General features: G+C 43.1%; 12 protein-coding genes. All 12 read right to left on the reverse strand.

The window, feature by feature from the left end:
- Positions 1 to 65 precede the first annotated feature (65 nt).
- The gene (locus tag NQ489_RS08725) at positions 66 to 1,085 is read right to left on the reverse strand and encodes an AAA family ATPase (RefSeq protein WP_021639594.1); all 1,020 of its coding nucleotides are present in this window, start codon (positions 1,083 to 1,085) and stop codon (positions 66 to 68) included.
- Positions 1,066 to 1,257 (reverse strand): hypothetical protein, encoded by a 192-nt coding sequence (locus NQ489_RS08730; protein WP_035323891.1) that lies wholly within the window; start codon positions 1,255 to 1,257, stop codon positions 1,066 to 1,068. The genes NQ489_RS08725 and NQ489_RS08730 overlap by 20 nt, the downstream gene beginning before the upstream one ends.
- Before the next feature lie 292 nt (positions 1,258 to 1,549).
- Positions 1,550 to 2,497, reverse strand: a complete 948-nt coding sequence (locus NQ489_RS08735) for a serine hydrolase (protein ID WP_021639596.1) — start codon at positions 2,495 to 2,497, stop codon at positions 1,550 to 1,552.
- 196 nt (positions 2,498 to 2,693) lie between these two features.
- A complete protein-coding gene (locus NQ489_RS08740) occupies positions 2,694 to 3,071 on the reverse strand; it encodes a TnpV protein (RefSeq protein WP_032089827.1) in 378 nt (125 codons plus the stop codon).
- Positions 2,996 to 5,116, reverse strand: a complete 2,121-nt coding sequence (locus tag NQ489_RS08745) for a recombinase family protein (protein ID WP_021639598.1) — start codon at positions 5,114 to 5,116, stop codon at positions 2,996 to 2,998. Before NQ489_RS08745 ends, NQ489_RS08740 begins: the two co-directional genes overlap by 76 nt.
- A gap of 172 nt (positions 5,117 to 5,288) precedes the next feature.
- A complete protein-coding gene (locus tag NQ489_RS08750) occupies positions 5,289 to 10,607 on the reverse strand; it encodes an N-6 DNA methylase (RefSeq protein WP_259853042.1) in 5,319 nt (1,772 codons plus the stop codon).
- A complete protein-coding gene (locus tag NQ489_RS08755) occupies positions 10,604 to 10,810 on the reverse strand; it encodes a DpnD/PcfM family protein (protein ID WP_055056107.1) in 207 nt (68 codons plus the stop codon). Before NQ489_RS08755 ends, NQ489_RS08750 begins: the two co-directional genes overlap by 4 nt.
- Before the next feature lie 12 nt (positions 10,811 to 10,822).
- Positions 10,823 to 12,919 (reverse strand): C40 family peptidase, encoded by a 2,097-nt coding sequence (locus NQ489_RS08760; RefSeq protein ID WP_227945622.1) that lies wholly within the window; start codon positions 12,917 to 12,919, stop codon positions 10,823 to 10,825.
- Positions 12,909 to 13,370: a hypothetical protein gene (locus tag NQ489_RS08765; RefSeq protein ID WP_117688075.1), complete on the reverse strand. Its 462-nt coding sequence runs from the start codon at positions 13,368 to 13,370 to the stop codon at positions 12,909 to 12,911. The genes NQ489_RS08760 and NQ489_RS08765 overlap by 11 nt, the downstream gene beginning before the upstream one ends.
- Before the next feature lie 63 nt (positions 13,371 to 13,433).
- Entirely contained in the window at positions 13,434 to 14,291 is an 858-nt protein-coding gene (locus NQ489_RS08770) for a phosphoadenosine phosphosulfate reductase family protein (RefSeq protein ID WP_021652267.1), read from the reverse strand.
- A 107-nt stretch (positions 14,292 to 14,398) separates the two neighbouring features.
- Positions 14,399 to 15,739 (reverse strand): LPD25 domain-containing protein, encoded by a 1,341-nt coding sequence (locus tag NQ489_RS08775; protein WP_117688074.1) that lies wholly within the window; start codon positions 15,737 to 15,739, stop codon positions 14,399 to 14,401.
- 83 nt (positions 15,740 to 15,822) lie between these two features.
- The gene (locus NQ489_RS08780; RefSeq protein ID WP_021650936.1) at positions 15,823 to 16,188 is read right to left on the reverse strand and encodes a type II toxin-antitoxin system RnlB family antitoxin; all 366 of its coding nucleotides are present in this window, start codon (positions 16,186 to 16,188) and stop codon (positions 15,823 to 15,825) included.
- Positions 16,189 to 16,207: the final 19 nt, after the last annotated feature.

The following is a 16,207-nucleotide window of genomic DNA, read 5'->3' on the forward strand; positions in this document are numbered from 1 at the left end:
CCCTTGACCTCCTTTAGATACCTCAATCATAAAAACAGACTGTCCCGCCATCAGACAGCCTGCTTTTATTCTCTCGGTATATCGCCCATCGGCAAAGACCAGTACCACAGAAAGCCTCGTTTTCGTGAGATAACGCCTGCTTTCTTCTTTGCCTTTTTGATGGTCGATTTCTTGAACCCTGCGGCTTCAAGTCTTTCTTCGCAATCCGAAGAAAGCATTTCTCCGTCTTTCAGCATTTCTAAAAGAAATTCTTTCGCCTTGATTTCCTTGTCGTTCGGTCTGCCCATTTTAGGGGCAAGGGACTGGAACGCTTCTTCTGCTGTCATTTCCATTTCAGAAATAAAGTCCACTCCCTTTTCTGCAACCTCAAAGAGAATTGCAGAGCCTGTCGGGGCAAGGTTGGATTTCACTTGAACCATATATCTTGCCGCCGGTGCTTCTTTGTTCGGTGTGCGTGTGATTGCAAGAATACTTCTTGCAGCACCCGCAATATCAATAGAACCGTTGGTACGATAAAGAGGGTTGGTATCTCTCATCTTGTTCATATGAGCGATAATCACGATGGCACAGCCTGTATTTTTTGCAACTGCAATCAAGTGATTAAACTCTGCCCTTGTTTCGTTGGCATTGTTCATTGAACAGTTCTCTCCGATATAGGAACTCATCGGGTCAAGAATTAAAAGTTTTGCGTGATACCTTTCGATTGCTTCAGCAATACGGTTATCTCCAAAGGATAAAGATTTTTCATCTTCTTTGATGAAGATAAGATTTTCTCCGTTCCCACCGGCAGAGTTAAAACGGGGGACTACCGTATCGTCTGCATCATCTTCCGTTGTCTGATAGATGACTGTCATAGGCTCTGTTTCTTCTTCGGTAAAGGGGAGAGGTTCTCCCTTTGAGAGCAGGGCGGCTATGGAAAGCATTAACTTGCTTTTCCCATCGCCAGGATCGCCCTGCAAGAGCGTAACCTTGCCGAACGGAATATACGGATACCACAGCCATTTCACTTCTTTCGGTTCAATCTCACTTGCCTTGATAATTTCAAGCGGTACATTTACATTCATCTCATTTTCCATTTTCATCATTGTTCTTCGTTCTCCTTTTCGATAAATACTTCGGGCAGAGCACCACGATACAGCGGAAACTCTGCTTACAGTCATTACTGCATTTTCTGCAAAGTTCGTTGTAGGTAATGCGATTTCTTTCATTCAGAAACAATGCCCACTCTTGTTTCCGTTTCTTACTCATTCTCGGCATATCAATCCTCCTTTCCGCCTGAAAACAAAAAACCACAGGGAAGATACTTACTGCCTTGTTTCTGTCATTTCTCGGGGCGAAAATCGGGCAAAATTGCCTTTCTAAGCCTTTCAAAAAATCACACAAGGTATTTGTACTAACCTGTGGTTATGTATAAAATTGTAGGGTTTGGGGTAACAAAAAACACCGTATTTCTACGATGTTTTTCGTACTTCAACTATTGTTGTTTCACCAAACTAATCTTTATCTTGTCCACGACACTTTAACGCTTTAATTAAAAGATATTTCGACATCATTTAATAATTGTATTTATAGCGGACTGCACTGCTTTATATCTTCCTTCATCTGATAATGATGCCAAGCAGGTAATCAAATATTCCTTGCCATCTTTTTTATAAAGAACAACAATATTATAGGAAGATGCCATAGTTCCTGTTTTTATTCCTTTTACATTTTCATTATAGTACGGTGACTTTTTATCTAAAAACTTATTGGTATTTTTCCAAGTAAATTCACCTTGTGGAGTTTGAATTGAGAAAGTGCTTTTCCCTACACATTCTTTAACAAAATCATAATTATAAAGCTTCAAGGCTACACGATTAATATCATCCAAATGTGTATCGGCTGACATAGCTGCCCCGCTCGGATCATTATACAAATTTGTTTTAGAATAGCCTTCTTCAATTAAATACTCACTTAGCTCTGTCATAAAATAATTTATATATTCCGTTGCTGTATAGCCCTCTCCTAATTCATTTTTAGCAATATAATATGCCAACGAATAGGCAGCATCGTTTCCCGAAGGAACAAGCATAGCTTCCATTATTTCTTTTACTGTGTACTTCCCAACTTTTAGATTTGCTAAAGATGACCCAGCCGGCACAAGATCCAATACCTCTTGATTTACTTCAATAACATCTTCCAAGTTAACTTTTGTCAAAGCATAGTCAATGACAAATAGTTTTGCCAAACTTGCTACTGTGGGCAATTGGCTATCTCCCTCGTAAAATAAATATTCACCCTGTTCAATATCATAAACAGAAAACGAAAGAGCGTCCTGAGGAATGTTAAGCTCATTTGTACTCAGTTGAAAATCGATTTTTTTATACACATCCTTAAAAAAATCAAAACGATAAATCCCTGTTTTATATAATCCAACTACTGCTACAAACGCTATAAGCAAGACTGTTGTAAAAACCATTATTATCTTTATCTTTTTGTATTTTCTATTCTTCTTCATACTCTCACCTACAAATTCATTTCGTTATTCCTAATAAAATACAACCTTCCATTAAACATTATAACAAAAGTCATCATTTTTTTCAATACTTCAAACTACTTCGACTACACTCACAACTTAATGACTTCTTGAATACTTCCCGAAAAAGAAAACTGCCATCAATTAAGACAGCAGTTCCTTTTCGGCTGGTATGCTATTAGGAATACACAATATCGTTCAATACAATCTCATCTGCACAGGCTCGGATATTATTCATCAATCCGACCCATCTCATCATATCCTCCGCTTTCAGTTGTTCCGTCACACCTTGTTTTCTTGCCATTTCCTTTATCAGATACTCCGCCATATTACACGCCGAAGTATCAATTTCAGCAAGGTGTTCATATAACTTTCCGCTTGTAAGCAGATTGAAATATAAGACTTTCTTGTGTTCCCTTAAATATTTTTCCCTCGTTCTTCCGTATTTTATGAGCGTAGACGGTTCTTCGTTTTCTATCGTCAAGCAGGGATAGTAATAATCTCCGATGAGTTCGTACTGGATACCAGTTCTTTCGTCTGTAATAAATCTTTGCATTCTGATTTCTCCTTTTGCTTCTTGTGATAAAATTCCAAAGATTTCTCGTTGTGGTTTTGCTTTTGACATTCCTCGGAACAGAATTTCTGCTGACTGTGTGTAGGCCAGTAGGTACTGCCACACACAGCACAGACACGCTGACGATAATAATGATTTCCTCTTTCTGCTTCTCTGTCGGCTTTCTTTTGGTCCTGCCTTGCCTGATAGCAGCAATCCTTTGAACAGAATATCTGTCGGTTACTTGTAGGCACAAACTCTTTTTGACAGTGAGGGCATATCTTTGTCTTGACGATTTCTCCACCGGTTTCAGCGAGTTTTTTCGCCTTTCGCTTCTCTCGGTAGGCTATTTCACGCTCACGCTGTTTTGCCAAGCGTTCCATCTCGATCTGTTCTTCCTGTGCCTTTATTTCAGCAAGTTCTTCTTCTGTATAAGCAATATCGACCCGCCCGACATAGTTGAAGTAAATATCAACCTTTTGTGTCCTTGCTTTTCCCACACCCTCTGCTTCATATACCACAATCTTGTCAATGAGTTCAGCAAACATCAAATCGGAAATTTCTGTCGGCTCTTTGCACTTGCGAATTAAAGAAATGAAATGCTTAATATCAACAGCATTTACTTTTTCTTCGGCAAGTTCCTTTTCCATTACTTCAATCTTCGTTTCCAGTTCAGCCTGCTCGTCATCGTACTGCTTCATCAGTTGCTTGTACTGTCTTTCGGGCAGTAAACCCGAAACAAGATTTTCATACAAACCACGAATGAGTTTGGAAAGCTCATCGTATCGCTTCTGAAAACGGAGCAATTCCGATTTATTCTGCTTTGGCTTTTCTGTCTGCTTTTCATTCCATAAGGCTTGAAGTTCTTTTGCAAAGGCTTCTTCGTCATTCAGAACAAATCTTGATAATCGTTTTACAGCCGATAATATCAAGGTTTCAACATTATCAGCACTAATTGAATGGGCAGAGCAGGAGTTTACTTTGCTTGCATACCCACCGCAACGGTAAGAATACTGCACCGAACGGTCTTTTTTACTGTAATGCGTTTGCAGGGTCATTCTTCTTCCACAATCTGCACAGTACAGATAACCGCTTAAACGGTTGCTATGCGTACCTTTTGTGGCTGTTCTGTTTGCTCGTTTCTTTCGCTTCTGAACGCTGTCCCAAAGTTCCTGCGTGATGATAGGCTCGTGCGTATTATAAAATACATACTGTTCATCTTCATCGGTATTCTTCCTTTTGTGCAGTTTGAAATTCGTACTGACCGATTTACGCAAAACGGTATGACCGAGATATTCCTGTCTGCTTAAAATCCCTCTTATGGTTGACATTCCCCAAAGATACGGGTCTGTAAACTTTATTCCATTATACTGTTCGGGGTGATATTCCCTTGCGTGTGCCGCCGGAATTAAAACCTTTTCTTCGGTAAGCAATTCAGCGATTGCTCTCGGACTTTTTCCCTCGTTGGCAAGCAGAAAGATACGCTTTACTACCTCAGAAGCCACAGGGTCAACGACAAGCGTTTGTTTGTCGGTTGCTAATCGGTTATATCCATAAGGGATTGAACCACTGCAACGCTTCCCGTCTTTCATACGGGCGTCAAACACAGCCTTGATTTTATTGCTTGTGTCTTTGGCGTACCATTCGTTCATTATATTCAAAAATGGGGCAAAGTCATTATCAGAAGCATTATTACTGTCAATGCTGTTGTTTATTGCAAGAAAACGGACATCTTTCTGTGGGAACAGAACTTCCGTATAAAAGCCGACTTGCAGATAGTTTCGTCCTAATCGGCTCATATCCTTAACAATAATCGTTGCGACATTTCCTGCTTCTACTTCCTTAATCAACTCCTGAAAACTCGGACGATTGAAATTCACACCCGAAAAACCATCGTCAGTAAAATGGCGGATATTCGTAAAGCCATTTCTTCGGGCGTAATCTTCCAAGTATTGTTTTTGGTTGGTTATTGAATTTGACTCACCATTAAGGTCATCATCTCTTGATAAACGCTCATAAAGTGCTGTAATCTTTGAAGTCCTTGACATTCTCTTAACCTCCTTTCCTTATGTAATCTGTTTAGTATTAAAAGTATTACTCCCTCTACTAATAGGAGAAAATAGGGGTACAAAGCGGAACTGTTTTTCAAGAAAATCAAAAAAATTCTTGAAGTTCCAAAACCGATTTTGATATCCTATTTTCAATTTAGGAACGCATTATTTATCGTCTTACTAAAGTATAGCCCTCCGGTGCCAGTTCCAAAGAGCTGGTAACTTCCCCAAACACAGAAGCCCATGCATCAAAATGGTAAATCCCCTTTTCGTGAAGCCGCCTTTCCTGCAGATATAACTGCATCACATAAAGTTCCACCATTGAGTTTGACAGAGGGGTTCCCGTTGCCATAATGACGCCCCTTCCCTGATTTTTTTCGTTGATATACTGGATTTTCATACGCATATCCATAGCCCTCTGGGAACCGCTGGAACCCAGACCCGCAACATTGTTCATTTTCGTAAAAATTTCCAAGTTCTTGAACAGGTGCGCTTCGTCTACAAATAAGGCATCTACGCCTGTTTCTTCAAAGTACATCACATCATCTTTGATTTCTTCATTGTTCAGTTCTTCGATTTTCTGCAACAATTTTTTCTTTCTGCTTTCCATCTGCTTTATGGACCAGTTCTTTCCTGCTTCTTCCCTTGCCTGGTTAATGGCTTCTACCAGTTGCTCTGCCTGTTCTTCTATCATGGCTCTTTGCCGGTCAGGGGAAATGGCAATTCTCTGGAACTGCGTATGTCCGATAATAATACAGTCATAATCCCCTGTTGCCATTCTGGCAATCATGCGCCTGCGGTTTTCCTTCTGAAAATCTTCTTTTCTGGTAATCAGGATCTTCGCATCTGGGTAGGCCCGCAAAAATTCTGCCCCCATCTGGAAGGTCAGGTGGTTGGGAACCGTAAGAAGGGGTTTCGTTGCCAGCCCCAGCCTCCTCATCTCCATACAGATACAGATCATTTCCAGAGATTTACCAGCGCCTACCGTATGGGCAAGCAAGGTGTTCCCTCCACACAGCAATGCCCTTGCTACAGCATTTTTCTGATAAGGACGCAGTTTTAACAAAGGGTTCAGTCCCGGCAGTTTTAAATAAGAGCCATCATAGCTTCGTTGTCTGTCGCAGTTAAAGGTTTCATTGTAAAAATCCACATATTTTTTTCTGCGCTCTGGTTCCTTAAAAATCCAGTCCCGGAAGGCTTCTTTTATCTGCTCCGCCTTATCCCTGGCAAGCATGGTTTCCTTCCGATTAATCACATAACGCACCTTTTCCCCTTCCTGCACCCGGTCCCTTATGGTCACAATCCGGCTGTTTAACAGTTCCTCTATAATGCTGATCGCATCCATAAATCTTGTGCCATAGGTTTCCCTGGTACGAATGGTTCCTCCAAAAAAATTTCCCCTGTCAATATGGTAAGACATATCTGCATCTAAGCGCTCAATCTTGAGGGCATGGCCACTATGAGCGCAATAGTTTCTCTGGTTGCTCTCCGGGATTTCCAAAAGCTCATATATAAACTGTTCGTAATCCTCATTTTCAATCCAGGTTGTTCCCAGTTTTACACTGATCTCAGGCGCTGTCAGTTCTTTTGGCTGTACCTTTTCCAGTGCTTCCACGTTGTCTACAAACAAGGGATTGTTCTGCGCATAAATCCTAGCAGTACGGAGCTTCTGCCGCACATTTCCGCTTAAATACTCATCTGCGGTTTCCCACCCTGCATTGGGATCTTCTTCTTTTGCCAGTACCGGGTTCTGGTAGATTAACCCTTTTAATTCCTGGAGCATTTCTTTCCTGTTTCCCAGATAAAGAGAGAGCATATAGGGAATATCCACCCGGTTATATTCTGACAGACTGATATGCAATGCTTCCTGGGCATTTTCCACTTTGTCTATCACATCTCTGGGGCGTATGGTCCTTTTGTAAAAAATATCGGCTTTGGTTACGTTTTTGTCCTCATCAACCACTTCCAGGGAAGATAGCAGGGGATAATCATTGTCCTGCCGGAACGCCATTTTATTTGTCCGGTCACAGAAATATCCATGCGTTTTCACAAAGGCATCATACAAACGGTTTAACTGTTCCTGTGCCTTTTTCAGTTCCTGGTCAGAACAATTTTCCTGCTGTATCTGTAAAATTTCACGCACCAGAAGGCGGATTTTATGCATGGCACGTATCCGGCGCTTCACACTTTCCTTTGCCTGACTCCGGTATAAAGACTCCCCTTCCCGGTAATATACTTCGTCCTGTATCACCGTAAACGTATAATTAGGTATCTTTGGGGAAGCAGCTAAGACGTCCTGCTCTTCCTTCTTTTTTTCTGCTATGCTTTCTTCATAACAGTTTTTAGGAAGCTCTCCAACTGCGTCCAAAATTCTTTTTTCCAGGTCAAAGTCTTCCGCTTCATTGACCAGGGCTGTATATTTGGAATCTTTCCCGAAAAACTGTTCAAACCAGACCATTTTCCCAAGCATCATTTCCGGGTGTTCCAGATAATACTCATTTACCGGTACCATGTCTTCCGTAAGCCCTGTATAAGTCCAGATTGGCTCCCCAATCGAAGGCTCTGCTTTTTTCTGAAAAAACAAAAGGTCACTGGTAACTGCGGTATTGGCGCTCTTTCCAAAAGAATCTGCCGGAAGCCGGACTGCCCCTAAAAGGTCTGCCTGTTCTGCCAAATTTTTTCTCACAGCGCTGTCATTTTTATCCAACGTCCCTTTTGAAGTTACCACTGCCAAAATGCCTCCTGGCCGAAGGAGGTCCATGCTTTTCCGGATAAAATAATCATGGACTTTCAACTTCATCTTTTTATATCGGGGATCATACAAACGGAAATCCCCAAAAGGCACGTTTCCTACAATTACATCAAAGCTGTTATCCTCAAATTCCGTTTTTTCAAATCCTTTAATCTGGATACTGGCTGAAGGGTGGAGCTTTTGTGCAATCCTTCCGCTTATGGCATCAATCTCCACGCCATAAAGCTGGGATTTTTGCATACTTTCCGGAAGACCATGAAAAAAGTTTCCAATCCCCATAGCCGGTTCCAGAATTTTTCCCTTCTGGAATCCAAACTGCTCCAGGGCTTTATAAACACCCCGCACGACTTCCGGCGGCGTATAAAAAGAACTGTTGACACTGGCCCTTGCCTGGGCGTATTCTTCTGCGGTCAACAGTTCCTTCAATTCCTGATATTCTTTTTTCCACTCCGGGCGTTTACTGTTAAAAGCATTTGGCAGCCCGCCCCACCCTACATACCCCGCAAGAATTTCCTGTTCTTCTTTTGTGGCATTTCTCTCTTCCTGCTCCAGTGTTTTTAAGATACGGATTGCCCGGATATTTTTCTGATACCGGCTTTTATCCCCACCGGTAAACTGCAACCACCCTTCTGGGTAATAATAATCTCCGGCTTCTTCCTTGCCTTCTGTCTGGACAGAGGTTCTTCCTTCCTGCCAAAGCTCTTCCTTTTTAAGAATTTCGCTATATTCTTCCCATAATGCCGGAAACCAGGGAAGCAGACGGTACATATTCTCCTGCTGCTCTAAGGTTTCTGAATCTTCGGTATAGGCAATCTGGTCCTCCTCTGCCAGATGTGCAGTAAGCCCGCCAAACTGATCCCAGGAAAGTTCCTGCAGAAAATCTTGGCTTTCCGGCAGGGTGATCTTAATCCCATTTTCCTGAATACAAAGCTCATAGCTTCCATGTTCTGTCCGCACCAGATAATAAGGCTGGCCTTCCGGTACTTCCCGAAGCAAAAGCATCTTCAAAAAATGGTCTTTTTCTTCCGGTAGCTGATTGGTCGTATAGACCAGACAGAGCATTTTCTTTAAAATATCCGCCTGGATATTCTGTTTATAAAAGGCTATGCCAATCTCTTCTAATGGGATTGGTTCCTTTTCCTCAATCACTTCCTGCACTTTCTCTGGCTGTAAGGTTTCTTCCTCTGTTTCTTCCCCATTTTCTAAGGCTTCCTCCGATACAGATAACAAAGGAAGATAGGTCCCTTTTTCAATCCGTTTCCCAATTTCCAAAGAAACTTCGTCCCAGTACCAGAACGCCTCCTTCATGGAAGTTCCCTCACTCCAAAGGATATAAAAACCACTGGAACCGCTTTCTGCGGTCAGGATACCGTCTTTTGTATGGGCTTCTCTTTTTACATCTCCATACAATTCATAAAGATAAGCTTCCCGGTCTGTTTCCTCTGGATTGTTCCGGTAAAACTCATAAATTTTATATGGTATCTCCTGCTCCGTCATTTCCAGAAGAATTTTCTCTTTCTGCCAGTTTTCCGGCTGTGCAGGTTCTATCTCCCCAGACAGAAAAGGAACCGCCGAAGCAGTTCCTTTCTCTGTATCCTCTTCTGTTTTTTCCTGTTTTATCCGATCCTGAGCTGAATGATCTCCTCCATAACCTGTTTCTGTGCTTCCATATCCGCCTGTATCCGAAGGTTGGTCATTTCCAACGTGTTGTAAGGGTCTATCCTGTCCTCCCTGGTCCAGGTCTTCAGAAAACTTTCTGCCAGTTTCTCGTGGTATTCCTCCGCTTCTGTCTGGATTTTCATAAGCCGCTCCATCAGTTTCCCGGACAGGAGCATCATTTCGTATTGTGCCTGGTCCGTTCTCTTCATTTCCTGTGCTGCGATCCTGCCGTAACGGTTCAGGGACGCCAGCATCTTCTCCTCGCTCATCACGCCCTCTAAGACTGGTATCTGTACGCCATTCATTTCCCTGTACTGGATTCCTGCGATCCCTTCCATAATACTGCCTCCTTTCAAGGTCTATGTTCTTCATGGTCCTTGCAATCTGTAACACAATCCGCCCAGATAAATGGGATACTAACCGTCCTGTCCGGTACAGAACCTCCTCATTCTCTGAAAAACCGCAGATAAAAGAAAAATCCAGGGTGTCATCTCGGATACCGCAGCGGCTTTTCACCGCATAACAGACACTGTTTACAAGAAACTCTGTAATCTGGTTTTCTTTTACCTCCTGTCCCTCTCCGATAAGGACAGCCAGCTTCTGCAAGGATTTTAAAATTTCATCTTCCTCTTCTATCATAAGCCAAACATTTGTTCTTGTAAAGGCGTCTAAAGAATTTTTAAACTTTTTTTCCTGTTCGTAGATTTCCGGGAACAGCTCCCTTGCCAGCAGTCTGCGGTTTGTCCCATTCACCTGCCAGTTCCAGGGCCGGATTCCCTGTCCCTTTACATCTTGAATATCATAAACATGGGTAACTCCTTCCCCGAAAATTTTGGAAGGAAATACTGCAATTCCTTTACTTCCTCTGGCAACCGGCAAATCCATTTCCAGCCAGGCATCATATCCTGCAAGAACGGACGCATCTGGGCGCTGGGCATATACCATACAGGTATTTAAGAAGTCCAACTGATACAAGCGCCCCATGCAGGAAAGGAAATTTTTCCAGGAATCCTCCGACTCTGAAATCCAGTGTATGGTTTCCTCATACAGTTCCCGTACTTTTGTGATATGCTTCATCTGCTGTTCCTTCTTTCTTTTACAGGTACCAATTCTTTTGCAGAAATATCACGATAGGAAAAATCATCTGCCCCCAGCACGATTTTTTCTGCATAATAATCTGCTTCTGCTTTTGCAGTTGCCTCCAGTTCATTCCTGCCCCGGTATCTTACTTTTTTCTCCAGGACTTCTGTTATGGTCACTTCATATTCTTTTTCGTCCATGCTTCTCCTTTCTTACTGCAAGCGGCTGGGTCTTCCATACAGCCCAATGTTCGACGGATTGAACGGGTCATTCACTACTCCACGTCTGCTGTTGGCTGCATGTACCATTCTGCCATTACCAACATAAATTGCCACATGGGAAATATTGCGGAACTGCCCATTCTGCTCATAAGAGTAAAAAATCAGATCTCCCGGCTCCAGTTCGCCTTCTGTAACTTCCAACCCATGTGTTACCATAAATTCTCCCTGGGTAGAGGCAATCGCCGGAAGGGAAATGCCTACCTCCTGATACAACCGCTGTACCAGGGAACTGCAATCATAATATCCTTCCTCATATCGGTGTTCCTGACTGTATTTGCAGCCTACCTTCGTCAGTGCCAGATTTGCAACGTCACTTCCTACGCCAAAGGAAGGGATCTCATTTCGGAATTCCTCACTCATGACTTCCCTTAAAAGTTCTTCTTCTTTTTCGGTCAGCTTTCCAAGTGCAATATAGTCCTCATAATTCAGGTTCTTGACGTAGCAGCCCTTCTTTGTTACCGTAATCTCATTTTCGTCCCCATCTGCCAGAAACGCTTCAAAAGTCTGATGTCCCCAGGCAGACGCAGTTGCATGATCTGCACAGAAAACATCAAATTGTACCCCATACCGGTCAAATGCTCCGGTATCTTCTACGGTATATTCAATCCCGTTCATAATGATCCTGGTTCCCATAGGGACAAAGGGGTTTTGTGCATCTACTGCAATGGTATGGTCCGGTTTTGGCATGACACCGGAGGCTGTAGGTCCTCCTGCCCACTGTCCACAACAGATACTGCACTGGCAATAACCGCTGGTGACAACATTTCCCAGGCTTTCCCCTGCCTTTATGGTGGTGGTTATGGTCGTGTTTTCAAAACTGTTCATTTCATCAAAGATTTCCTTCAGCTTGTCCTTATGCCGCTGATCCATATCCACACCCATATCCCCGGTTCCATACTTCACCATATAGACCATTAAAGTATCATAGTAATTACTCACATAATTCCCGTTTTTCTCATGGAGATAGGTGACTGCCCCATCTTCCCCATTTTGTCCAAGTTTTGTATTAAAGTCCATGTAGTAACCGCTTAAAACATCCCGGACGGTAGGGTTCTCCTCAGACGGATTTGGCATGAACGCACCAAGTGGCGAACAGTATAAGAGGAAAAAAATAATCACCACAGGGATTGCCACCACGAGCAGAATACTGAACAGTGGAGCCAAAAGCGCCCCGGCAAACTGGATCACCTTCAGCATAAACACAGAGGCTTTCATCTTTACAATATCTTTTGCCACCTGTGCTAAACTGTCCTGCTGCCCATTTCCGGTGAGCTTATTGATCATATACTGGATTTTCCTCTGCCGGACTGCCTGCTTTTTCTGTTTTTCCATCTGTTTCTTTTTCACTGCTTTTGTTTCTTTGTAAAACTGCTTATTGGTGATCTTCCCATCTGCCTGTTTTACCTTTAATTCCTGCTCTGCCTTTCTATAGCTCCGATCCTTCCACAGCTTTTCTGCTGGTTTTGCTGCTGTCCCCATGACATAAAGGGAATCATTGACTTCCTCCCCGCCCTCTAACTGGGTCAGTATAGCAGCCTCTCCCCGGCGTACACCCTTTATGGCAGTCTGCTTCGCCAGGGAAGATTTTTTTGTTTCCGCCAGCTTTGCAGCCTGTTCCCTCCGATACTGTTCCTTCGCCCGGAAACCAGCAGAGGGCTGGCTGTTTGGTACTGCCCCCTGTTTCATCTGATCCGACTGTAAGGTTTCCGGTACGGATACGGTACTTTTGGACGTTCCATTTTGTTTTCTATCTTCTGCTGCTCCCCGGATTGCTGCCTCTTTCCCGGCTTGCTTTTTCTTTTCCTTTTGTTTTTCAAACAGCGCTTCTCTGCCCTGCTCCGGCTGTTTCCCTTTTTCTGCCCCTTCTTTTTTCTTTCTCTGCCCTAAAAGATCGGCCACCGGCTTAGAAGTAAAGGCAGCTTTCTTTTCCTTTGCAGATAAAATAGGATTTTTCTTATGCACCGTCACCTGGGCTTCTTTTTTTAATTTCAGTTCCGGCTCTTTTTCTTTTTTTACCTTAATCTCCAAAGCAGTCCCCCTCTCCGGGGTTTAATTCTTCTGCCTGATACCAGAGTGCCTGAAACAGATACCCCTGTTCCTTTTCTCTGGATGGTGGTCCATATTCCTTTTCCAGTTCCTGAAAGGCTTCCGTAAGGTTTCCGGGAAATTCCTGGTAATCATCTTCCGTCAGGATATACTTTTCGCTGAACAGTACCTGCTCCAATTCCCCCGCCTCTACTAAATGGTCAATGTCTTCCGGGGAAAGTGGCGGTCCCAGTCTGTCATAAGTCTTTTCTTTCAGGTAGGAAAACTGATAAAGTTCCGTCTGCTGCGGTAAAATCTTCTCCTTACCGCCATCAAAAAGCAAAAAAATAGCTTCCGCTTTTAAGAAAACGGAAACCTCAGCCTGCTCACCATATTTTAGTGCCTGCTCCCTAGAAGAAAACTCCAGCCAGTCCGGAATACGGATTTCCAGCATCCAGGCTTCATACTGCAGTCCAAAAGATAATTGATATTTTGCGATAATTCCTCCTCCCTTCCACTACAAATAGTCATAATAAATTTCATTGGTATCTTCATGAAAGGACAATTCATATTGTCCGGGGATACCAGGATCTTCCATCCACCAACGGAAAAAAGCATCTACATCTGACCATAAGCGGGAATTGCACTGCCTTCCTGCAGCTTTCCTTAACTCCAGCATTTTAGCAAAAGCCCGCCGGTAAGCCCTCTCATAGGTCGGGAAAATGCGGAACTCCCGGTATCCTTGTTTTCCTGCCATAGGACAGCCTACACAGCCAACCCGGTGGAATCCCATTTCATAAAGGGGGTTCATGGGGATTTTCTCCGCCTGGATATACTCCCAGACCTGCTGGTCACTCCAGTCAACAATGGGATTGCATACGTGTTTGCCCCTTGACAGGCATGATTCAAAGAGCCGCCTAGTATCATCATTATCATTATTTAAAATAATGGCACGTTTTTTTCCATTTGGGACAAAGTTTTCATAAATCCCCCTGTTTTTCCTCCGCTTTCGGCTTTCTGCCCACCGGACACCTGTGGTGATAAAACGCCCAGCCCCACCATTTTCTTTTAGAACCTCACAACAATACCGGATAGTCCTGGTAGGAGGGATCATTTTCATGGGGATCAGGCTCCACATAGTTATCCGCTGCCCTTTATAGTAAGGTTTATTGATACTACAAGTTATACCGGCCTGTTCTGCCTTCTGAAACTGTTCCCTCACATAATAAATAGTCTGTGGGGCATCTGCAGTAGTCAGGTTGTGCATCAGTTCAAATGGCACGCCGGAACGCCGTACCAGTTCCCTGCATACCGCGCTGTCTTTTCCTCCACTATCCGTCACGACCAAAGGAAGCCCATAATGTTGCAGGGACATCTGGCTGGCAGTGCGGATACGTTCTATTGCTGTTTTTTCTAAATCCAATTTTTTTCAGGAGGGAAGATATCTTTTACATGGCCAAAACTCCGCCTCCTTTCCTAATTTTATCTGCCGCCCCTTTTTGGCGGCTCATATCCATTTGCTGCATACGCTTCTACGGTCATACCGTATGACTCTGCTTCCTGTCGTATTTCTTCCATAACCTGTTCTTTGTATGATTTATCCGGACAGGCAGTTGCAAAATCCCGGATATCCGGCATACAAGGCAGCTCCTTCCCTGTATTTAATGCAATCCTGCTTTCCCGGATATAGGCAAGCATGGCTTCCTGATATGCTTTTCGTGATGCGTCCCCCTGCGTCAGTAAAGGGACTTTCTTTTCTATTTCCTGTTCTTCCAGAACCGCTGTTTCCAGTTTTTCCAGGTTGCAGAAATACTGAAGGGTAGGAAGCATCTCCTCCAGTACCCATCTCATTTGCTGTTGTTCATGTTCCCATTCTGCAGTTGTCCTGGCGGTCTGTTTCATAAGCTGCTGCCCTTCTTCTGTATGGAGATAATAATCTGCAAATGCTTTTACATGATCCAGCAGATTTCCTTCCCCGTCACCAAAATCCTGCCTTCCGGTATAAGACATGACTTCCCCCTCTGAGAGAAAACAGATTTCAAAATGTGTTTTGTAATAACCTGCCATATCTTTCTCTTCCACTGCCTGCCGGTCCAGCTTTCCGAACAATTCTACCGCTTTATTTAATGGCATGGCTTCTTCTAATGGAATGTCCGGGTGTTCACTAATCCGCACATACACAAAAGGTTTCAAGTCCACAGGCGGAATGAGTTTTACCTGTTCCAGTGTTGTCTTTAGCTTGTCTGCCTGTTCTTTCAGCTCTGGTTTCTGCTCAAATATCTTGCTTCCCAGCCACCTGCTATATTCCTCTTTTCCATCTTGACATAAGGCTTTCCATATAATAGCTTCCTTATGTTCTGCTTCTTTCGGATAAAAGGTATGGTAAAAATCAGGGTCAAGATTTTTTTCCAGTTTTATCATTTCATCTGCAAAAACAGTAGCCTCCAAGGTTTTCTCTGTTAAAAGCCCTTTGGTATCAATGACTTTTGTTTCCGGAAGATAAGCACTCAGTTCCCTGGCAGCTATAAAAACCTCTGGGTATTGGTTTGGATCATAGATATCCCTCAAAAGATCCACATCCAACTCTCCGTTATAAACCAGGGAAAATTCCAATGGAATACCATCTTCTTCCTCCACATGAAGCCCAATCCCTTTTCCTGCATTCAACCTTTCAGAAGGAATACTCTGATAGATCTTTACTGCCTCTTCTGCACTGTGGATATCCTCCCTGTATTCTCCATAGCGGTTAAATTCCATACATTCTGCCACATAATACGTTGCCAAACGTCCGGTGGCATTCTCGCCCATCTCACCTTTTTCCACGTAGCAATACCTCCTTTTTATGCACAAAAAAAGCACTACCGTTTTTAGCGATAATGCTCTTTGTGTTACTTCTTATTTTCTTTTTAAATGATACAGCCATGCTCAATCAGCTTCTGCTGTCTGGTCGTTAAAATAGAATATTCAAGGCTTTCCCTGTCTTGATGCAAGTAAAAACAAACAGGTTCCCTTAATTTGCTCTTTTTCGGAACAAGCTCAAAGGCAAATTGCCCACTGTCAAACCGGGCACCATCAAAGTATCCCTGAATAAACCGTTCTTCCGTATTCCCACTATGTAGCAATTCATCAATCATTACTACACCGATATAGTGTTTTTCCCTTAGCGAAGCCTCAATCTCTGCAAGGTAATCAAAAGGAGGCTCGCTAGTCTTCATAACCACAAGAATATTTTCTTTTTCTTCACTTATCACAATCATATCAAAGTTATTCATCTAACTTACTCCTTTCTCC

The sequence above is a fragment of the Blautia sp. KLE_1732_HM_1032 genome, assembly GCF_025147905.1.
GTDB lineage: Bacteria > Bacillota > Clostridia > Lachnospirales > Lachnospiraceae > Blautia_A > Blautia_A fusiformis.